At 59.7% G+C, this 19,337-nt stretch carries 16 protein-coding genes; 3 read left to right on the top strand and 13 right to left on the bottom strand.

Annotated features, from left to right (window positions below):
• The first annotated feature begins 36 nt into the window (after positions 1-36).
• The gene (locus GSR16_RS19095; protein ID WP_159880158.1) at positions 37-786 is read left to right on the top strand and encodes a TlyA family RNA methyltransferase; all 750 of its coding nucleotides are present in this window, start codon (positions 37-39) and stop codon (positions 784-786) included.
• A gap of 92 nt (positions 787-878) precedes the next feature.
• Here the strand turns inward: GSR16_RS19095 and GSR16_RS19090 are convergent, their stop codons facing one another.
• On the bottom strand, positions 879-1,337 hold the full coding sequence (locus tag GSR16_RS19090) for a universal stress protein (RefSeq protein ID WP_159880156.1): 459 nt from the start codon (positions 1,335-1,337) through the stop codon (positions 879-881).
• Between the two features lie 362 nt (positions 1,338-1,699).
• Between GSR16_RS19090 and GSR16_RS19085 the strand changes: the two genes are divergently transcribed.
• Positions 1,700-1,924 (top strand): hypothetical protein, encoded by a 225-nt coding sequence (locus tag GSR16_RS19085; protein ID WP_159880154.1) that lies wholly within the window; start codon positions 1,700-1,702, stop codon positions 1,922-1,924.
• A gap of 6 nt (positions 1,925-1,930) precedes the next feature.
• On the opposite strand, the gene ggt is transcribed toward GSR16_RS19085, so the two are convergent.
• From ggt to GSR16_RS19035, 10 genes are all read right to left on the bottom strand, one after another.
• The gene (ggt, locus tag GSR16_RS19080; RefSeq protein ID WP_159880152.1) at positions 1,931-3,649 is read right to left on the bottom strand and encodes a gamma-glutamyltransferase; all 1,719 of its coding nucleotides are present in this window, start codon (positions 3,647-3,649) and stop codon (positions 1,931-1,933) included.
• A gap of 156 nt (positions 3,650-3,805) precedes the next feature.
• The gene (locus tag GSR16_RS19075) at positions 3,806-5,158 is read right to left on the bottom strand and encodes a glutamine synthetase family protein (protein WP_159880150.1); all 1,353 of its coding nucleotides are present in this window, start codon (positions 5,156-5,158) and stop codon (positions 3,806-3,808) included.
• 213 nt (positions 5,159-5,371) lie between these two features.
• Positions 5,372-6,982 (bottom strand): methyl-accepting chemotaxis protein, encoded by a 1,611-nt coding sequence (locus GSR16_RS19070; RefSeq protein WP_240902542.1) that lies wholly within the window; start codon positions 6,980-6,982, stop codon positions 5,372-5,374.
• 143 nt (positions 6,983-7,125) lie between these two features.
• Entirely contained in the window at positions 7,126-8,508 is a 1,383-nt protein-coding gene (locus tag GSR16_RS19065) for a DUF2252 domain-containing protein (protein WP_159880146.1), read from the bottom strand.
• Positions 8,509-8,870: 362 nt separating this feature from the next.
• Positions 8,871-9,230, bottom strand: coding sequence for a hypothetical protein (locus GSR16_RS19060; RefSeq protein ID WP_159880144.1), 360 nt, complete (start codon positions 9,228-9,230; stop codon positions 8,871-8,873).
• 77 nt (positions 9,231-9,307) lie between these two features.
• Positions 9,308-9,760 (bottom strand): DUF2214 family protein, encoded by a 453-nt coding sequence (locus GSR16_RS19055; RefSeq protein WP_159880142.1) that lies wholly within the window; start codon positions 9,758-9,760, stop codon positions 9,308-9,310.
• Positions 9,761-9,935: 175 nt separating this feature from the next.
• Entirely contained in the window at positions 9,936-11,195 is a 1,260-nt protein-coding gene (locus tag GSR16_RS19050) for a glutamate-5-semialdehyde dehydrogenase (RefSeq protein WP_159880140.1), read from the bottom strand.
• A gap of 104 nt (positions 11,196-11,299) precedes the next feature.
• Positions 11,300-11,686 carry a DUF1987 domain-containing protein gene (locus GSR16_RS19045; protein WP_159880138.1) on the bottom strand — a complete coding sequence of 129 codons (387 nt, stop codon included), beginning with the start codon at positions 11,684-11,686 and terminating at the stop codon, positions 11,300-11,302.
• Between the two features lie 11 nt (positions 11,687-11,697).
• Positions 11,698-12,255, bottom strand: a complete 558-nt coding sequence (locus GSR16_RS19040; RefSeq protein ID WP_159880136.1) for a SiaB family protein kinase — start codon at positions 12,253-12,255, stop codon at positions 11,698-11,700.
• Positions 12,256-12,282: 27 nt separating this feature from the next.
• Positions 12,283-13,524, bottom strand: a complete 1,242-nt coding sequence (locus tag GSR16_RS19035; RefSeq protein ID WP_205677464.1) for a PP2C family protein-serine/threonine phosphatase — start codon at positions 13,522-13,524, stop codon at positions 12,283-12,285.
• A 305-nt stretch (positions 13,525-13,829) separates the two neighbouring features.
• On the opposite strand from GSR16_RS19035, the gene GSR16_RS19030 reads away from it, so the two are divergent.
• Positions 13,830-15,728, top strand: a complete 1,899-nt coding sequence (locus GSR16_RS19030; RefSeq protein ID WP_159880134.1) for a propionate--CoA ligase — start codon at positions 13,830-13,832, stop codon at positions 15,726-15,728.
• A 95-nt stretch (positions 15,729-15,823) separates the two neighbouring features.
• On the opposite strand, the gene GSR16_RS19025 is transcribed toward GSR16_RS19030, so the two are convergent.
• Both GSR16_RS19025 and GSR16_RS19020 read right to left on the bottom strand, forming a co-directional pair.
• Entirely contained in the window at positions 15,824-17,449 is a 1,626-nt protein-coding gene (locus GSR16_RS19025; RefSeq protein ID WP_159880117.1) for a methyl-accepting chemotaxis protein, read from the bottom strand.
• Between the two features lie 337 nt (positions 17,450-17,786).
• Positions 17,787-19,091 carry a DUF3422 family protein gene (locus GSR16_RS19020; protein WP_159880115.1) on the bottom strand — a complete coding sequence of 435 codons (1,305 nt, stop codon included), beginning with the start codon at positions 19,089-19,091 and terminating at the stop codon, positions 17,787-17,789.
• Positions 19,092-19,337: the final 246 nt, after the last annotated feature.

Here is a 19,337-nt window from a genome sequence, read left to right as displayed (position 1 = left end):
CCTGTCGCCTTTTGAAATGCAAGCAAGGAAATGGCGATGAAGCGGGTGGATCTTCTGTTGGTGGAACAAGGACTTGCCACTTCGCGCACGGCAGCACAAAGCCTGCTGGAAACCGGGCGGGTCAGCCTCAATGGCCAGGTTATCAGCAAGGCCAGCAGCAAGTTTCCTGCCGGTACGCCGCTGGAAGTCCGGCCGGACCCATCCGACCGCTTTGTCTCGCGTGGTGGACAGAAGCTGGATGCTGCCTTGCAGGAAGCCGGGCTGGATATTCATGGCTGGCGGGTGCTGGATGTGGGCCAGTCCACCGGCGGCTTCACCGATTGCGTGCTGCAAGCCGGTGCCGAGTACGTGGTTGGTGTGGATGTGGGGCATGACCAGCTGCACCCGCGGTTGTGGGATGATCCGCGCATTCGCTGTCTTGAAGGCGTGAATGCCCGTGAGCTGGATAGGCAGCGCCTGTTGCAGGCCAATGATGGTTTGCCCTTCGACCTGATGGTGTGCGATGTGTCCTTTATCTCGCTTACCCTGATTCTGCCTTCAGCCCTGCCTTTGCTCGGTGACAACGGTTGTCTGCTTGGTCTGGTCAAGCCGCAGTTCGAGGTGGGGCGCGGTGCGCTGGGTCATGGCGGCATCGTGCGCGATGAAAGCCTGTTCGCCGGGGTGCAGGACAAAATTGCCAATTGTCTGGACGATCTGGACTGGCGGGTGGAGCGCTGGATTGAAAGCCCGATTACCGGGGCCGATGGCAACCGCGAGTTCTTTGTATTGGCGCGGCCGCTGTTTTGAGTGGACAAAGAAAATCCGCAGAGGCATTGCACTCTGCGGACAGCACTCGCCACCTTGCTTGTGGCGTTGCGATGGGATGACCGATATTGGCCTCAGTCCTCGTTGCCACGCACTACCAGCAGCGGGCAATGTGTCTTGCGCATGACATTTTCGGCAAAGCTGCCCAGCAGCAGATGCGCGAGGCCCGTACGGCCATGAGTGCCGATGACGATGAGTTCGGCATGGCGGCTGTCGGCAAAGCGGATTAGCGATTCGGCCATATCCTTGCCGCCCTCCCAGCTTTCTGCAATATGACAGTCTACCCGGCTGATACCTTCATTGATGGCCCGCTTTTCCGCCTTGTCCAGCAAGTCGCGCGCCTGGCGAAAAGCCAGATCGTGCAACTGGTGGGTGTCCAGCGCACCCACGCCTTCAATGGCCATATCACGCAAACTGGCGACATGTACCAGGGAAATTCCTGAATCCGCAATTTTTGCTATCCTAATTGCCTCATCTAGTGCTTTTTCTGCGGTCTTGCTACCATCAACAGCAATCACGATATGTTGGTACATGGCACACTCCTCGTAAAACCATCATGTCTGCCAGCCAGTTACAGGCTGGCGCTGTCTGGCGCCTGGCATGGTAGCCATCAGAAGGGGCGCGACAGAATGTTATCTTTAGTTTTTAGCATACTAGTCAGGCCAGCCTGGCTTCCCGAACTATTTGTGAACCGCTTGATCTATAACAAATTCAAGTAAACAGCGTCGCCATTTAATGCCATTACGACAAATTGTCGTATGCTATCGTCTTGCACCAAGCCATTCAGGGAGACTGGTTTCACATCATGATGATCTTTGCTTTACTGTGTTTGCTGGCTATTGTGCTTGTTCTTGCCTGGAGCATACAGTCCGGGAGGCGAAAAAAAACCCAGCAAATGGCAGATAGTCGTATCTATGCCGCACATACCCAGTCGCGTCCGCTGGAACCGTTGGAACATAGCACAGGCCGCGCGTTTGGCCTGCTGTTGAAAGCTGCGCGGGGTGATCGCTCGGTGGTGGAAAAATGGATTACCAGCGAGCAGCACCAGCATGGTCAACCGCTTAGCCGTGAAGGTGCCATTGAGCAACTGGCACGTCGCCTACAGGCTTCGCGCCGTTAAGACTGCTCAGTCTCCCAGCACTACTCCTTCGCGGCGGGGGTCTGCCCCGCCAGCATAGCCATGTGCAGTCCGGACAATGGCGGACAGGCCGCTGGTCATCTCCACTTCCTGTACCGTATGGCCCAGTGCGCGCAATGCTGCCATTGATGACGCCAGTCCACGATTCTCTTCCAGTTCGGTATCGCCATTGCGGTTGCCATAGTGCGGCAGGCTGACCGCTTGCTGCGGGTCCAGTTTCCAGTCCAGCAAGCCCAGTAGCGTCTGGCTGACATAGCCGATGATCTGGCTGCCGCCCGGCGAGCCGGTAGCCAGCACAAACTGACCACGGTCATTGAATACCAGAGTGGGTGACATGCTGCTGCGCGGGCGCTTGCCTGCTTCCACCCGGTTGGCAACCGGTGTGCCATCCTCATCCGGGCGGAAGGAAAAATCGGTGAGCTGGTTGTTGAGCAAAAAGCCCTTCACCATCAGCCGGCTACCAAACTGGTCTTCGATGGAGCTGGTCATGCTGACCACTCTCCCGGCGCGATCCACAATGTTCAAATGCGAGGTGGAGGGGAGTTCCGGTGCGCTGTCCCGGCCATAGAGGCTGAGCCGGATGCCGGATGGTTCTCCCGCCGTGGCGCGTCCCATGCTGCGGTCCGGGGTGATCAGCCGGCTGCGTTGCTGCAGGTAGTCGCGGCTGACCAGCGCCTGGCTGGGGACGGCGACAAAGTCAGGATCGGCCAGATAGCGGTTGCGGTCGGCAAAAGCCAGTTTGTTCGCCTCGGCAAACAGGTGGATGGTGTTGCTGCCAGTGGGCGACATGGTGGACAGGGGGAAGCGCTGCAGCAGTCCCAGCATCTGCAATACGGCCACACCGCCGGAACTGGGCGCATCCATGCCGCATACCTGCCAGCGACGATATGGGCCGCACAGCGGCTTGCGTTCAATGGCCTGATAGGCCGCCAGATCTGAAGCCCGCATGTGGCCGGGGTTCTCCTGGTGCCGGTTGATGGCATCGACAATGGCCTGGCCGATTTCTCCCTGGTAAAACGCTGCCGGACCACGCTGCGCCAGCTGTTCCAGCGTGGAGGCATAGTCCGGGTTTTTCAGGATGCTGCCCACCGGCAGCGGACTGCCATCCGCCTGATAGAAATAAGCCCGCGCCTGTGGGTCTTGTTGCAAGAAACGTTCCGTACCCAGCAAGGTGTGCAGGCGCGGTGAGATGGCAAAACCTGTCCGTGCCAGCTGGATGGCCGGCTGGAACAGGCTGGCCCAGGGGAGCTTGCCACCACGCTGATGTGCCAGCTTCAGCATGGCCACCACGCCGGGTACGCCAACCGAACGCCCGCCCACCACGGCGCGGTAAAAATCCATGGCCTTGCCGTCGGCCTGCAGGAATAAGCGGCTATCTGCCGTGACTGGTGCTGTTTCGCGGCCATCAAAGCTGGTGAGCTTGCGGCCATCGAAATACAGCATGAAAGCGCCGCCGCCAATGCCGGAGGATTGTGGCTCGGTCAGCCCCAGCACCAGTTGCGTGGCGATGGCAGCATCAATGGCGCTGCCACCGCGACGCAGGGTATCGCGTGCAGCCTGACTGGCGTAGGGATTGGCAGTGCTGACCATGCTGTGGCGGCTGTAAACCGCCGGACGGGTCTGAAAGCCGCTGGCCGCTTCCGGCGCCGCGGTATCGGCCAGCGTGCACAGCGGCAGCAGCAACAAGAGCAGGGCAGTAAAACGCATGTCATTCCTCAGGGAGGGACGGGATTGGCAGTCTGGTCCTGACAGGACAGCAGCATGGTGGCCCAGGCGCGTGGCAGGGTCAATCCGGCGTAGTTGGCATGAAAAAAGCTGCCAGTCGCAGGAGGGCGGCTGACAGCTTTGTACGCACGGTGAAAATCAGGCCAGGGTGGTTAGGTACTGGCGTTCCCATGCGGTGATCTGGTTGTGGAAGTGGCTCAGTTCAATGTCTTTCACGGCCAGATAAGCATCGGTGAATTCCTGACCGAACAGGCGCTTGGCAGTGTCGTGCGCTGCCATCAGTGCGCAGGCCGCATCCAGCGTATTGGGCAAGGTGGCAGCATTGTCATTGTTGAAGACATTACCGACTGCCGCTTCGCTCGGGCTGCGTTTTTCTTCCACCCCCAGCAGGCCGGCACCCAGGCTGGCGGCGAGCGACAGATAGGGGTTGGCATCGCAGCCGGGCAGGCGGTTTTCCACACGACGTGCCGCCGGGCCGGAAACCGGCACGCGGATGCCGACCGAGCGGTTGTCTACACCCCAGCTGACATTGACCGGGGCTGCCAGTCCCTTGACGAAGCGCCGGAAGGAGTTGGGGCTGGGGCAGAACAAGGGCATCAGGTGCGGCAGGTATTGCTGCAGGCCGCCGATATAGTGGAAGAAGTCCGGGCTGGCTTCGCCATCGTCCAGGCTGAACACATTATTGCCCTGGCCATCCACCACGCTCTGGTGCAGGTGCATGGAGCTGCCGGGCTGGCCTGACAGCGGTTTGGCCATGCATACCACGTTCAGGCCATGCTGGTAGCCGATTTCCTTCAGCGCGTACTTGAACAGGAAGGTCTGGTCGGCCAGCGCCAGTGCATCGCCGTGCTTGAGGTTGATCTCGAACTGGCTGGGGCCCATTTCGTGGACATAAGTATCGGTGTCGATGCCCAGCTGCTCGCAGGCGCGGTACAGGTCGTCGAAGAAGGGTTCCAGGTCGTTCAGCGTGGAGAAGCTGAAGGCATCGAAGCCGCTTTCGCGCCGGCCGGTGCGCAGGGCCGGGGCCTGGTAGGGCTGATCGGCATCACCATGGGCGGCAAAAATGTAGAATTCCAGCTCCGGAGCCACCACCGGGGTCCAGCCACGGGCCTGATAGCGGGCCAGGATGTTTTTCAGTGCCGAGCGCGGAGCCAACGGCGACAGGCTGCCGTCGTGGTCGATGTTGTCGCACACCACCAAGGCGCGCGGGGTTTTGGCCCACGGCACCGGGTAGAGGGTGGCAAAGTCGGGGCGCAGCACCACATCCGGGTCGTTTTCACCGTAGAAGCGGTAGTCGGGAAATTCTCCCACGCAGGTCTGGATGGCCACGGCGCGGGCAATGCGCAATTCCTGGCCCTTGATCAGGGCCTGTGCGGGCAGGGTTTTGCCACGCGGAAATCCGCTGACATCGGCAAAGGCAAGTTCAACGTCGCGGACGTTATGTTTGGTCAGCCATTCGGCCTGTGCAGCCGTGATGGAATACTGGGACATGCAGGTCTCCCCTGGAGCGTTCTCGATTGTTTCATCTATCTGCCTGTCTGTCGGTGAATCATTTTTTTGATTTTGTGGGCTAAGCCCTGTGGGCATTATGCCACTGGCAGTAGGGAGGGCAAGCACAGCGTCGCCTTGCTGGCCGTGGATGGCTCACATGCAGCGGCCCCGCACGCAGGCGGGGCCGGGGGATGTTGTCTTATCCGGATGGTGTCAGAGGCGGAAGCGCGAGACCGATTCGTTCAGCTGGCGGGCATGGCTGTCGATATTGCGCATGGCGGTTACCGCCAGTTGTACCGAGGACTGGGTTTCCTCCACCACGCCAGCTACCTGTTCCACGCTGACGGCAATATTGGCCCCGGCCTGGCTTTGCTCGGTCATGGCGCTAACCACGGCGTGCAGGCTTTCCAGCGCAGACTGGGCCTGACGGCTGATGGTATCCAGCGTTTGTGCGGCCTGATTGGCCTTGCCGACACCCAGTTGCACGGCTGGGCGGATTTCTTCCATGCGTCCGGCGACGGTGCCGGTTTCACTGACCACGGCCTGTACGATATGGGTGATTTCGTCGGTGGCGCTGGCGGTGCGCTCGGCCAGCTTGCGTACTTCATCGGCTACCACGGCAAAACCGCGACCCATCTCGCCGGCACGGGCTGCTTCGATGGCAGCATTGAGCGCCAGCAGATTGGTCTGGTTGGCAATGTCGCGAATGGTTTCGGCGATGCCACTGATATTGCGGGTACGCTCGGCCAGGCTGCCGACCAGGTCGCTGACATCACCTACCTGAGAGGCAATGGATTCGATACCGCTGGCGGCTTCCTTGGCGACTTCTTCGCCTTCGCGGGCCAGTTGGCTGGAGCGGCGCGCACCTTCTTCCGAACCACCGGCATTGTCCTTGACGTGGTCAATGCTGACCGACAGCTGTTCGATGGACGCTGCTGCAGAGGCGGTGGAGTTGCTGGCAATGCCTGACACCTCGTCCACCTTTTGCATCTGTTCGGACAGCTGCTGGCCGGCATGGCCGATATCGTCAGTGGACTGGCGAATCTGGCTGATCATCTCGCGCAGCTTGTGCTGCATCTCCTGCATGGCAGCCAGCAGGCTTTGTGGCGGGCCATTGACATCGATGTTTTCGGTGAGGTTGCCTTGGGCAATCTGGCGCACCACCTGGGCGGCATAGGCCGGCTCTCCACCCAGCGAGCGGATGATGCTGCGCGACATGGCGGCACCCAGCAGTACCAGTGCAACCACGGCAACTGCGCTGAGAATCAGCAATACCGTGCCTTGCTTCCAGAACAGCGCATCGATGTCATCAATGAAAAAGCCTGTGCCGATAGTCCAGCCCCAGGGGTCGAATCGCACCACGCCGTTGAGCTTGGGCAACTGCTCCTTGCTGTCCCCGCGCGAGGTCAGAATGGTGACGATGCCGTAGTGGTCTTTTTGCAGCGCCTCGTCATATACCGCTACGGTGGTGCGACCATCCGGCACCGTGCTGCCCATATCCACCTTGCCTTCGCGCTCGGCCTTGGGATGCAGCACCAGGCGGTTGTCCTTGTCACGGGCGAAGAAGTAAATATCGTTCACCTTCAGCGCCTTGAGCGATTTGCGCGCCATGTCCTGTGCCTGCGGGCGCGTCAGCTTGCCGCTGGCCTCCTGCTTGGCATAGTAGTCGAGGGTGTTTTCCGCCATGCGCAGCAGCAGCGTGATCTGCTCGCGTTTTTCACTCTGCAGCGTGCTGCGGGTGATATACAGCGACGTGGCGGCCAGGGTGATCAGGGCAATCAGGCTGGCGGCAATGATGATGATGAGGCGGGTATTGACTCGCACGGTAGGGTTCCCGTTAGCTGGAGAAATTTTTATAAGTGGTATGTATAAATATACCGAAGCATTATTAATACTAAATGTAGTAGTGCTGGGGAAATACTGCTGAAAACCCCAACATCCCGACATGCTTGTGGCAATTTATCTACTTATAGCTCCTGCTGGGCCAGGGCGGCAGTAAAAACAGCAAAATCACGTTTTACCTGATCGGCATAGGCAAGTGCATAGCTGGCGATGGCCAGGTCGAATTTGTCAGATTGTCCGATGTAGCCTGCCAGTCCGGCAGCTTGTCCACCGGATTTGGCGTGCGCGCGTGCTAGCGCCCAGGCGCAGGCTTGGCCAAAGGCGGTAAGGCTTTCACTGCTGGCAAAGGATTCCAGGGTCGGTGCTGCCTTCATGTCGCGCAGTTGGCGCACATAGAAGTGCCGGTCGCCTGGGCCGGTAGTCCAGCCCAGAAACAGGTCGCTGGCGGCCTGCATCAGACGCTGGCCAAACACCACCCGCTTGCCCTGATGGCCGTGGACGCAACGCTGGGTATAAGGTTCCAGCACCGAACTGCGTGCTTCCTTTAGTTGCAGGAACAAGGGCTGGTCGTAACTGTCTTGTAGCAGCATCACCAGACAGCGGGTGCCGACACTGCCCACACCGACTACCTTGAAAGCAGCATCCACCAGTCGGAACCTGTCCAGCAAAGCGCGGCGGTCTTCCTTCAGTGTATTGCTGTACCGGGACAGCATGGGCTGCAGCAGTTCCTGGTACTGCTCGTCACCCAGCCAGTGTTCGTCATTGCCCCATACCTGATCTTGCTGCTGCATGTGAAAGATAACCGGCGGATCATCACGCAGGCGCAGGTTGCCGTTCTCCAGAACCGTCATTTTCGGCAGCAGTTTTTCCTGAGTCTGGCCCCTGGCCTTGTCTGCCAGCTTGAGCAGTTGCTGGCGGATGCTGTCGCTGGGCGCACGCGCAAGCAGTTGTTCGAAACCGACCTTGCTGTACCACAGTTCCAACTGGCTGATGCGGGCATAGTCCTGCATGCGCCGGCGATAGGTGCTGACCAGCTGGCAAACAGCACGGGATGCGGCGTCATCGCTAAAACCGCGCTCACGCGAGGCCAGCACCACGCTGACGGCCAGGCGTTTCAAATCCCATTCCCACGGGCCGTGATGGGTTTCGTCGAAGTCGTTGATGTCAAACATCAACTGGCGTTCGGGCGAGGCAAAGAATCCGTAGTTCATCAAATGCGCATCGCCACATACTTGCATCGGCATGCCGCTGTGCGGGCCGGCTGCCAGATCAGCGGCCTGAATCATGGCCATACCTCGGAAAAAGGCAAACGGGGAGGCCTGCATGCGCTGATAGCGTAGCGGCACCAGCCCGGGGACGCGGCCAGCAGACGTCTGGCGCAGCATGGCGACCACATCGCGTTGTGGGCTAAGCACACATTCGGCCTGACGCGTGCGTGGGCAATGCTCTCGGCGAGCCCTGCCGGCAGCTAGGCGATCTTCATACTGGGGATGGGCGATGGTGGCCATGTGGATGTTCCAGAAATTGACTTCAGCCCCAGTGTAACCGTTCGGTCATGAAAATTTGATGATGTGATGGCGGCTTGGGCAGTTGCAGTGTATTGGCATGCCGGAACCGGCGATGACGAGCAGGCAATGATGCTGAGGCACTCAGCAGACTGTCCGTGTACTTATGCACAGAATAATGCACAGGCTATGCACACTATCCACCATGGCGGGTGGGAAAGGTTAAGTTGTGCACAGGGAGGTTTGGTCTCCCTGCAAGCCCTTGTCACATATTACAGACCGGCAAGCGGGCTTATGCACAGCTTGTTCAGTTTTTACCCCGGATTTCCACAGGTCAATGTGCTTTTTTATATTTATCCACAGGCTCATTCAGCACAGCGTTTGATCAGTCGTTGCCAGGGTGGGGTGAGCGGAATGCCGTTCTGGTCTGCCTGTAGTTGGCTGCCTTCCCCTTGCGGACGGATATCCACTTGCAGGCTGGTTTTGTTACTGACCGGGTTGAGCAGGCGGATGGATTCTGCCTTGTCTGCGGCGGTGTCACGCTTGACGTAGTCATCCGGAATCTTCAGGCGGCGAATGCCCTGCTGCAGGCAATCGGCAACCAGGGCCGGGGACTTTTCCGATGGCAGCTGCAGCGTGCTGTCGGCGTGAGCGGCAAGGCTGGTGCCAAGCAGAATGGCAAGGAGCAGGCCGCGCAGGAAGATGGAGGCTGGCTGTGGTGGCATGATGATGACTCCGGCAGGTAATAGCCGATGGAGAGCCGGCATGCGCTGGTGGTTCCTGCTGACCGGCCAGGCAGATGTTAAGGAGTGTTGAACAGCCCGGACTGTAGCGCGGTGGAAATCACCAGGATCACCAGCAGCACAAGCAGCTGGCGTCTGCTGTGGTGTGTCAGCATGCTGCCGATTTCCTCGGTCGGCAAGCGCCCGCGTTCCAGTCGTTGCCGACATTGCCGTATCAGAGGGCGGGTACGGTATTCCTGCAGCAGCAGCAGGGCAATGCCCAGCAGCTTGGCCATGGCCAGCGGCACCGGCCTGCCTTGCGACCACAGCAGGGAGAGATGGCTGGCTGCCAGCATGCTGCCACTGACTATCCACAGCAGCAGGGACAGGCACCACCAGTTGTCGGCGCGCAGACTGCGTTGTACCGCGGGTGCATCGGGTGTAGATGCCAGATTGCGACCGCGCGCGGCAATCGCCCCCAGACCGCAGCCCAGGGCCAGCAAATGTAGCGTGGCGAACAGCCATTGCAGCATGATGAGCCCCCCGGCCAATCTGGTTTGCCTACACTAGTGAAGCTGCCGGTGGCTGGCAAGTTGTGGCTGGTATTTCACTGGCATGAAAGTGGCAATGTGGGGAATTTGTCATGCCGCTGCCATGCAGGCATGAAAAAACCGGCCGTAGCCGGTTTCATCACGGAGTTGCTGCGGTTCAGCCGCGTACCTGGCCGTCGCCCAGTACCACCCATTTCTGGCTGGTCAGCCCTTCCAGGCCTACCGGGCCGCGGGCGTGGATCTTGTCGGTGGAAATGCCGATTTCCGCACCCAGGCCGTATTCGAAGCCGTCGGCAAAGCGGGTGCTGGCATTCACCATCACGCTGGAAGAGTCTACCTCGCGCAGGAAGCGACGGGCGCGGCCGTAGTCTTCGCTGACGATGGCATCGGTGTGGTGGCTGCCGTAGTGGTTGATGTGGTCGATGGCTTCGTCCAGATCCTTCACCACCTTGATGGCCAGAATCGGCGCGGAGTATTCGGTAAACCAGTCGTCTTCTGTCGCTGCCACTACCTTGTCGCCCAGGATGGCGCGGGTGCGTTCGCAGCCACGCAGTTCCACGCCTTTTTCCCAGTAGGCTTCAGCCAGACGCGGCAGGATGAATTCGGCAAACGCGGTATGCACCAGCAGGGTTTCCATGGTGTTGCACGGTGCATAGCGCTGGGTCTTGGCATTCATGGCGATGTTGAATGCCTTGTCCGGATTGGCGGTGTCGTCGATATAGACATGGCAATTGCCATCCAGATGCTTGATCACCGGCACACGGGCTTCGGCGCTGATGCGGGCGATCAGGCTCTTGCCGCCACGCGGCACAATCACGTCGACATATTGCTGCATGGTGATCAACTCACCCACGGCGGCGCGGTCGGTGGTTTCCACCACTTGCACCACTTCGGCGGGCAGGCCGGCCACGCGCAGGCCTTCGCTGACACAGGCGGCAATGGCCTGGTTGCTGTGGAAGGCTTCCGAGCCGCCACGCAAGATGGTGGCATTGCCGGACTTCAGGCACAGGCCGGCGGCATCGGCGGTGACATTGGGGCGGGCTTCGTAAATGATGCCCACCACACCCAGCGGCACGCGCATCTTGCCCAGCTGGATGCCGGAGGGGCGATAGCAGAAGTCGTCCATTTCACCTACCGGATCGGGCAGGGTGGCGATCTGGCGCAGGCCTTCGGCCATGCTGGCCACGGTGGCTTCAGTCAGCGCCAGACGGTCGATGAAGGCGGCATCCAGCCCGGCGGCGCGGGCGGCGTCCAGATCTTGCTGGTTGGCCGCCAGCAGTTTGGCGCTATCACGCACGATGGCATCGGCCATGGCATTGAGCGCCTGGTTTTTCTGGCGGGTATCGGCCTTGGCAATGGCGCGGCTGGCTTTGCGCGCCGCCTGGCCGACGCGCTGCATGTAGTCCTTCACATTCATGGCGGATGTCCTGAAACAGATCACGATAGGGTAGTCGGCCAGATTACCCCAAAACCTGCTGCCGTATCCAGTCAGCCGCCAGATGGATATTGTCGGACAGTGGTTTACTCCACCAGGGAGCAGGGGTTGAAATCCAGCGCGGTGAAGTCGTCGGCCACTTCCTGGCCAAACTCCAGAATGGTTTCGTCATCCTCAATGTAGTGCCAGTTGAGCGTGACGTAATTACCGGCCACTGCCGCATCGTTGAACAGACCAAACAGCTCCAGCAGCACCTTGGTGCTGGAGCTGTTGAAATAGGCCAGCTGAACATCCAGCGTGACCTGGGTGGATTGCAGGGTGGGCAGGTAGGCATTGATGGCCTGCATGATGGGGCCGAAGAAGGCGTGGGCATTTTCCGGATAGCTCTCGCCGCGCAGGCTTAACTGGTGGCGGTCGAACTGGAAATTCACTTCCGGCGTGGACGAAGTGGGCGCGATATACAGGTTTTGCATGATGGCTGCTTTTAAATGGTGGCTTTGAGGTAGAAAGTGGTGAAGGGCTTGCCGTCGGTTTCTTCAACAAAATCGAATTCGATGGGATTGCTGGAGTCACGTGCCACGGTGAGAAAGCCCAGCCCGGCTCCCTTGCTACCGGCTTCGCCTTCGGCACGCAGCTTTTCCTTGTAGCGCGCCTTGATTTCATCGTTGGTCATGGTGCGCAGCGGTTCGAGCTTGGCGCGGATGTGCTCTACCCCTTCGGCAGAGATGGGGTTGGCACACACCACGTAGAACTGGCCATCGGCCTCGCCTACCCATAGCGAACCCATGCGGATTTCGTGGTCGGCGGCTGCGCTGGCACTCAGGTGATCAGCGGAGTAGTGCACCACGTTCTGCGCCATTTCCACGAAGACTGAAAACAGCTTGCGGCGGGCAGTCTGGCTGGCGTCCAGGCTGGCCAGGCGCAGGCGCAGCGAGTCGCCCATGGCGGTGACGATGCTCTGGGAAAAATAGCCGGTGTAGTAGAACACCACGTTTTCCTGGCGGGCCAGTTCCTTGAATCGGTGAAAGTCGGTCAGGCTCATGCTTTGTTTTCCTGGTACGAATGGGCTTCAGGCAAGGTGGACGCCAAACAGGCTGACGTCATCGCGACGGCTGTTTTCGCCCTGCCATTTGAGGAAGGCATCGATCAGCAGCTTCTGCTGCTGTTGCATGGGTTTGCTAGCGTGCTTGAGGATGTTTTCCTTCAGCCGCTTTTTGCCAAAGCAGATGCGCTTGGGGCCGCCAATCTGGTCGATGATGCCGTCGGTGCTGATATACAGCCTGCTACCCGGCGGCAACTGTAGCTGGTGATTGTCCCAGTGATAGTCCAGCGGCGTGCCGACATAGCCCACACCTTTCTTGTTGCCGTCCAGCGTGTCCACCTCCTCTTTGCCCGGCTGCAGTACAAACAGCGGCGTCTTGGCCGAGGCGTAGGTGAGGGTGCGACTGGTGTTGTCGAACCAGCAGAAGGCACCGTCCATGCCATCGTCCGAGTTCAGTTCCGGGTGGTCGGCCTGGCCGGCTTCTTCCGGGGTAAGCTGGCCCAGCGACTGCTTTACCTGCTGGTTGATGGCGCGCAGCAGGGCGGCGGGGTTGTGCAGGTCGTGGCTGCTCAACACCTGCTTGAGGGTGGAGGCCATGATCAGCGTCATGAAGGCACCCGGCACACCATGGCCGGTGCAGTCGATGACGGCCACAAAGAAGCCATCCGGCCGTTTGACAAAGTAGTAGTAGTCACCGCCGACGATGTCGCGCGGGGCCCACACCATGAAGTAATCGTCCAGCGCCGCTGCCATGTCGCGGCGCGAGCTTTGCAGGAAGGACTGCTGGATTACGCTGGCGTAGTTGATGCTCTCCATCATCTGGCGGTGTTTCTCCGCCTGCTGGTCGGCCAGTGCCTGCATCAGCGATACGCCCTGACCCATGCCGGCGTAAGCATTATCCAGACTGATCAGAAAACCGTCCGACAGCACCTTGCGGTCGGCTTCCAGCGCCATGAAGGACAGCTCGGTGATGGGGGTGAGGTAGTCCACGATCAGCGGGCTGGCATTCATGAAGGCGGTGCAGGGCTTGCGGCCAAAGATTTCACGGTGAAAAGGCCGCGCCAGCGTGCTCATGAAGGTGTTGCGGTTGATGATGCCCACCGCACGCTGATGTTCCACCACCGGGATATTGGCCAGCGATTCGTCCTGCGAAAACAGCTCCAGTACGTGGTAGTTGTTGTCTGAAGGGCTCACGGTTGGCGGCGTTTGCAACAAATGACCAGCCATCGTGGCGGTATGCGCGGCCTGGGGCGTGCTATCTAGCGGCATGGTGTTTCTCGGCAAAAAGTAACTGGCCGCAGTCTAGAGGCCCAGCATGATGATTCGGTTACCGAGCTATGAAATTTGGTTTATCGCTAATAAAAATTGCCAAAATTGGTAAGTATTATTGATAAGTGAAGTTAAGTGTATTTTGATGCGTACGCTGTTGTTTCCGACCCCACCGCGAGGAAGTGGAGGCAGATCTACCGGCGATGAAACTTGACCCTGTGCGGCAAAGGGCTTATTTTGTTAATCTAGCAACCGCTTGGTTGATAAATAAAATAATGAACTAGCCTACATCCTCGGGAGACTGCATGAGCGCCTATCAAGAATTTCACCGCCGTTCCATCGAGCAGCCAGAAGCCTTCTGGGGTGCCGAGGCGCAGCGCATTCACTGGCACAAGCCCTACTCGCAAGTTCTGCAATACGACAATCCGCCGTTTCGCCAATGGTTTGCCGGTGGCGAAACCAATCTCTGTTACAACGCGGTAGACCGTCACCTGGAAAGCCGACCCGACCAGGCTGCGCTGATCTATGTTTCCAGCGAAACCGGAGCTGAAATCACCTACACCTACCGCCAGCTGTACGAGGAAGTCAGCCGCTTTGCCGCCATCATGCAGGCGCAGGGTGTAGGCAAGGGTGACCGGGTATTGATTTACATGCCAATGATTCCCGAAGCCGTGTTTGCCATGCTGGCCACGGTGCGGCTGGGGGCGATTCACTCGGTGGTGTTTGGCGGTTTTGCCTCGGCCAGCCTGGCCACCCGTATCGAAGACGCTGCGCCCAAGCTGCTGGTGACCGCCGATGCCGGCATGCGCGGCGGCAAGGTGATTGCCTACAAGCCGCTGGTGGACGAGGCGATGGAACTGGCCGGCAGTGCCGCACCGGCCACGGTGATCCTGGTCAACCGTGGTTTGGCCGAGGCGCCGATGATGAAGCCGGGCCGGGATCTGGATTACGCCACCCTGTGTCAGCAGCATCTGGACGACCGCGCCGAGGTGGTGTGGGTGGAGTCCAACCACCCCAGCTACATCTTGTATACCTCGGGCACCACCGGCAAGCCCAAGGGCGTGCAGCGCGATACCGGCGGCTATGCGGTGGCACTGGCTTCCAGCATGGAATACATCTATGGCGGCAAGGCGGGGGAAACCTATTTTTCCACCTCCGACATCGGCTGGGTGGTAGGCCACTCCTACATCGTGTATGCACCGCTGATCTGTGGCATGGCCACCCTGGTGTACGAAGGCCTGCCGATTCGCCCCGATCCGGGCATCTGGTGGCAGCTGGTGGAAAAATACCGTGCCACCATCATGTTCTCCGCCCCCACCGCCATCCGCGTGCTGAAAAAGCAAGACCCGGAATGGCTGCACAAGTATGACTTGTCCAGTCTGCGCGCCCTGTTCATGGCCGGCGAGCCGCTGGACGAACCCACCGCCAGCTGGATTGCCGGCGAGCTGAAGATTCCGGTACTGGATAACTACTGGCAGACCGAAACCGGCTGGCCGATGCTGACCGTGTGCAACGGCGTGGAAGCCTTGCCCACCAAATTGGGCAGCCCTGGTCTGCCGGTATATGGCTATAACGTGAAGTTGCTGGACGAGGCCAGCGGAGAGGAAGTGCCGCCGGGCGAGAAGGGCGTGATTGCGGTGATTCCGCCGCTGCCACCGGGCTGTATGAGCACGGTGTGGGGGCAGGACGAGCGTTTTGTGAATACCTATTTCAGCCTGTTCCAGGACCGCAAGGTGTACTCCTCGTTTGACTGGGGTATTCGCGATGCCGACGGCTATTTCACCATTCTTGGCCGTACCGATGACGTGATCAACGTGGCCGGCCACCGCCTGGGTACGCGGGAAATCGAAGAAGCCGTGTCCGGCCATTCCGCCATTGCCGAGGTGGCAGTGGTGGGGGTGCATGACACGCTGAAGGGGCAGGTGCCGCAGGCTTTTGCCGTGCTGCGCGACCCGTCGGTGCTGAAGGACCCGGAAAAGAAGGCTGCACTGGAAAAAGAAGTGATTGCCAAGGTGGCATCCCAGCTGGGAGCCATTGCCAATCCGGCACGGGTGTATTTCGTCAACCAGCTGCCCAAGACCCGTTCCGGCAAGGTGCTGCGCCGTTCGATACAGGCGCTGGCCGAGGGGCGCGACCCGGGCGACCTGACCACACTGGACGATCCGACCGGGCTGGAGCAAGTGCGCGAGGCCGTGCAGTCCTAGCTGGACGGTAGATTGGGTGGAAGCAGCCGGTGCGGGTCAGTTACCGGCTGTGGATTCAGCCGCATCCTTTGCCGGATGCGGTTTTTTTATGACTGTCAGGCGCGGAACACGCCAATGGCAGCATTCAGCGCCTTGGCATGGCTGTTGAGCTGGTCCGATGCTGCGGCAGAGGATTCTACCGTCGCCTGGTTGGACTCGGTCATGCTGGCCACTACTTCGATGCGCTGGGCCATGTCGCTCATGGCGCTTTGTTGCTCATGCAAGGCCAGGCTGATGCCCTGGATGTGCTGGGCGATCTGGTCGGTATTCTGGCGGATGCCACTGATGGCTTCACGTGCCTTGTGGGTTTGTTCTACACCGTGACTGGACGCATCCACACTGCTTTGCATCACGCCCACCACGTTGCTCATGCCCTGGCGGATGGTGTCGATCTGACCGGAAATTTCCACCGTGGCCACACCGGTGCGCTCGGCCAGCTTGCGCACTTCATCGGCTACCACGGCAAAGCCACGGCCCATTTCCCCGGCGCGTGCCGCCTCAATCGCGGCATTGAGTGCCAGCAGATTGGTCTGGTCGGCAATGTCATGAATGGTGCGGGTAATGGAGGCTATGGCGTCGGTCTGCTTGTCCAGATTGTCGATGGCGCTGGCGGCACTGCCGATACGCTCGGCAATATGGTTGATGTCGCTGGCCGTGGCATGGATCAGCTGTTCGCAATCACTCACCATGGCACCGGCGGTGCGCGCTTCCTGGCCCACCTCGTCGCTCTGGTCGCCCAACTGCTGGATGCTTTGCAATACTTCTTCCACCGATACGCTCATCAGACGGGTGGACTCGCTTTGTACCGTGCTGCTTTGCTGCAGATTGTGAGCTGTCGCGTTCATGCTGCCAGCGCTGCTGTCCAGCTCGCCTGACAGGTTGCGGATATTACTGGTGATATCGCGCAGCTGGCGCTGCATGGCCGCCAGGCTATCCAGCAGGCTGCCCTGGCTGGCGGCTGAGAGTTCGATGTGCTGGCTCAGGTCGCCGCTGGCAATGCGGTTGGCCACCTCCATGGCCAGGGCCGGTTCGCCGCCCAGCACGCCAAATACACGGCGGTACAGCAGAACGCCGCCTAGCAACACCACAATGACCAGCACGGCAGTCAGACCCAGCATCATATTGCGCAGATCCGCTGCAGTCTGGTTCATGGCTGCATAGGCTGAATTATCGCGTTGCTGGATTTCCGTGTGTAGTGCTTCTACTTGTCTGGTCAGTGTTTCAGCCCGGTCATCAAAGCCGCTGCCCTTCTCCTTCATCAGTACGTTACCGGCTTCGCGTCCGCCATCGACATAGGCCTTGGCCATGCGTTTTCCCACCGCATAGAACTGGTCCAGCGACTGTTGCATGCCATTTACCTGGCTGCTCAGCTGCGGGTCAAGGCGGCTGATGTTCGGCAGGTTTTGCAACAGGGCCTGATAGTGCTCTTCGGCGTCCTTGTAGCCATCAGCCTCGCCGGTGGCGCTGACATCGGTAAGAAATTGCTGGATCTGCACCACGTGGTAGCGCACATCGGCCATGTTCCGCACCAGCGCATTGGTGATGTCCAATTCGTAATGGGCAGTCTGGTCTATGCGTTGCAGACTGAAGAGCATGATGCTGCCAAGAGCAAGTAACAGGGCTACGACAATGGCAATGAACCCGGTGAGAACGGGTTTGAGCTTCTGGTTTTGATGGGACATGGTGAGTAACCGCGCGGTGGGTGGGGCTGAAGTCTGCTGTTGTAGCGAAGTCGCTGATTTCATTCAATTGCCCGTGCAGACAGTGGCAAGCTGCTGTAATGGGCGGGGTGACGTATCTGGAGTGGATACGAATTGACTGTAGCAAGACAAGGTAAACCCTGAAATTAAAGTGGTAATTTTCCTAGAATGTTTATCAACTGACAATAAGAATAGTTAATAACCAGATGATTCTGAGCTACTTGCGGCCCTGCTTGCCAGCGCTCCGGTGTAGCAATGCAAAAGAGCCGGACTACGCAATATAGGCCGGCTCCTGAAGTTTCTGTGTGCTGCTGTCCTGTTACAGTTCCTTGTGCCCGCTTCCCAGTGAGGCCTTCAGCTTGTGCATGCTGAACCACACCACCAGTGCCACTAGCGGAATGGCAATGCCGGTCAGCAGCTCGATATTCAGATGTACACCTACCGATTCGACTGCAGCCAGCAGATGGTGCAGCAGGCTCACCATGTAGTAGGTCAGCACACCAACAGACAAGCCTTCCACCGTTTCCTGCAAGCGCAGCTGCAAGGCGGCACGGCGATCCATGCTGGCAAGCAAGGCGCGGTTCTGTTCTTCGTGCAGCACTTCCACCCGGGTACGCAGCAGGGCGGTGGTGCGTTGCAGGCGGGCGGTGATGCGGTCCTGGCGGCGCAACACGGTGTCGCAGGTATTCATTGCCGGGGATAGCCGCCGTTCCATGAACTCACGGAAGGGCTGCATGCCGGAGATGCGCTGTTCGCGCAATTCGCCAATGCGTGCTTCCACCAGGCGGTAGTAGGCCTGTGAAGCAGAAAAGCGATACTGACTTTCCGATATCAACTGCTCCACCCGGGTGGCAAGGCCGGTCAACTCGGACAGCAGTTGCGCGTCCGAACCATTTCCCTCACTGCCGGCCATGCGTTCGGTAATGGCGCGCAGCTCGATGCCCAGATTGTCCAGATCACGCATTTGCTTCTTGGCAATGGGCAGTGCCAGTAAGGTGAGCATGCGGTAGGTTTCCAGCTCGAACAGCCGCTGCAGCATGCGACCGGACTGGTTGGGGCCCATGGCGCGGTCCACCACCACATAGCGGGAGAATCCTTCAGCCAGCCGGGCATCCGGATGCAGGCGCAGGTCGGTATAAGCGGCACCGTTGCCATCGCCGATTTCGGCACCAATCAGCTCGCGACCGCCAAACCAGCGGCTGGACATGTCGGCCAGCTCGGTTTCGCGCTCGGCCGGCAGCAGCACGGCATGCAGTGCCACCAGCACCACGCCGGGCAGATCGCGTAGCCAGGCTGGCGGGATGCGGTCCAGCGGCGTGCGGTCGAACGGGTCGTTGCAATCGCCACTGACAATGAAGGTGTAGCGGGCAAACTCGGCATGCAGCGACCAGCGCACCATCAGGTCGCCAGCACTGGCTGAATAATAAGCCTGGCCGGGCAGGGGGGCGGGCAGGCCCATGCGCTCGGCCAGGTTGGCCAGCGCAGCACGCTGCGGGACGTCGTCAAAGTCGTAATACAGGCTGAGCGAGGTTAGCCGTGCCGGCGAGGGAATGGCGGCATAGGGCCGGGCATGGGCCTCTTCATTCAGTTCACGGCGCAGGTGGTGCGGAGTGAGTGTGGTCATGGCTGGTCCTGAAAAATAAACGGTTTCAGTGCTGAGGAGGCCGCCGGACCCGTCAGGACTCAAACCGCTTGAGCGCAACAGCATACCTGATCGTCGCTTCATCACACCATGCAATTACCGCGCCAGGGTGGTGCTTGTTGGCTGACCACCATTCAGCTGTGGTTGTGCGGCCATGAGCAGCGTGTTTGCTGCATGGAGGGGGTTGGATTTTCTAGCGGAGAGGATGGCAGGGTGGAAAGTTGCTTG

The sequence above is a fragment of the Aquitalea denitrificans genome (assembly GCF_009856625.1).
In the GTDB taxonomy this organism is placed as follows: domain Bacteria; phylum Pseudomonadota; class Gammaproteobacteria; order Burkholderiales; family Chromobacteriaceae; genus Aquitalea; species Aquitalea denitrificans.
This window is presented reverse-complemented; position numbering and strand designations above follow the sequence as displayed.

What these genes read in the sequence shown, in the direction of transcription:
- GSR16_RS19095 (WP_159880158.1), top strand. Translation starts at nt 37, where the DNA reads ATGAAGCGGGTGGATCTTCTGTTGGTGGAACAAGGACTTGCCACTTCG.
- GSR16_RS19090 (WP_159880156.1), bottom strand. Translation starts at nt 1,337, where the DNA reads ATGTACCAACATATCGTGATTGCTGTTGATGGTAGCAAGACCGCAGAA.
- GSR16_RS19085 (WP_159880154.1), top strand. Translation starts at nt 1,700, where the DNA reads ATGGCAGATAGTCGTATCTATGCCGCACATACCCAGTCGCGTCCGCTG.
- ggt (WP_159880152.1), bottom strand. Translation starts at nt 3,649, where the DNA reads ATGCGTTTTACTGCCCTGCTCTTGTTGCTGCTGCCGCTGTGCACGCTG.
- GSR16_RS19075 (WP_159880150.1), bottom strand. Translation starts at nt 5,158, where the DNA reads ATGTCCCAGTATTCCATCACGGCTGCACAGGCCGAATGGCTGACCAAA.
- GSR16_RS19065 (WP_159880146.1), bottom strand. Translation starts at nt 8,508, where the DNA reads ATGGCCACCATCGCCCATCCCCAGTATGAAGATCGCCTAGCTGCCGGC.
- GSR16_RS19060 (WP_159880144.1), bottom strand. Translation starts at nt 9,230, where the DNA reads ATGCCACCACAGCCAGCCTCCATCTTCCTGCGCGGCCTGCTCCTTGCC.
- GSR16_RS19055 (WP_159880142.1), bottom strand. Translation starts at nt 9,760, where the DNA reads ATGCTGCAATGGCTGTTCGCCACGCTACATTTGCTGGCCCTGGGCTGC.
- GSR16_RS19050 (WP_159880140.1), bottom strand. Translation starts at nt 11,195, where the DNA reads ATGAATGTGAAGGACTACATGCAGCGCGTCGGCCAGGCGGCGCGCAAA.
- GSR16_RS19045 (WP_159880138.1), bottom strand. Translation starts at nt 11,686, where the DNA reads ATGCAAAACCTGTATATCGCGCCCACTTCGTCCACGCCGGAAGTGAAT.
- GSR16_RS19040 (WP_159880136.1), bottom strand. Translation starts at nt 12,255, where the DNA reads ATGAGCCTGACCGACTTTCACCGATTCAAGGAACTGGCCCGCCAGGAA.
- GSR16_RS19035 (WP_205677464.1), bottom strand. Translation starts at nt 13,524, where the DNA reads ATGCCGCTAGATAGCACGCCCCAGGCCGCGCATACCGCCACGATGGCT.
- GSR16_RS19030 (WP_159880134.1), top strand. Translation starts at nt 13,830, where the DNA reads ATGAGCGCCTATCAAGAATTTCACCGCCGTTCCATCGAGCAGCCAGAA.
- GSR16_RS19025 (WP_159880117.1), bottom strand. Translation starts at nt 17,449, where the DNA reads ATGTCCCATCAAAACCAGAAGCTCAAACCCGTTCTCACCGGGTTCATT.
- GSR16_RS19020 (WP_159880115.1), bottom strand. Translation starts at nt 19,091, where the DNA reads ATGACCACACTCACTCCGCACCACCTGCGCCGTGAACTGAATGAAGAG.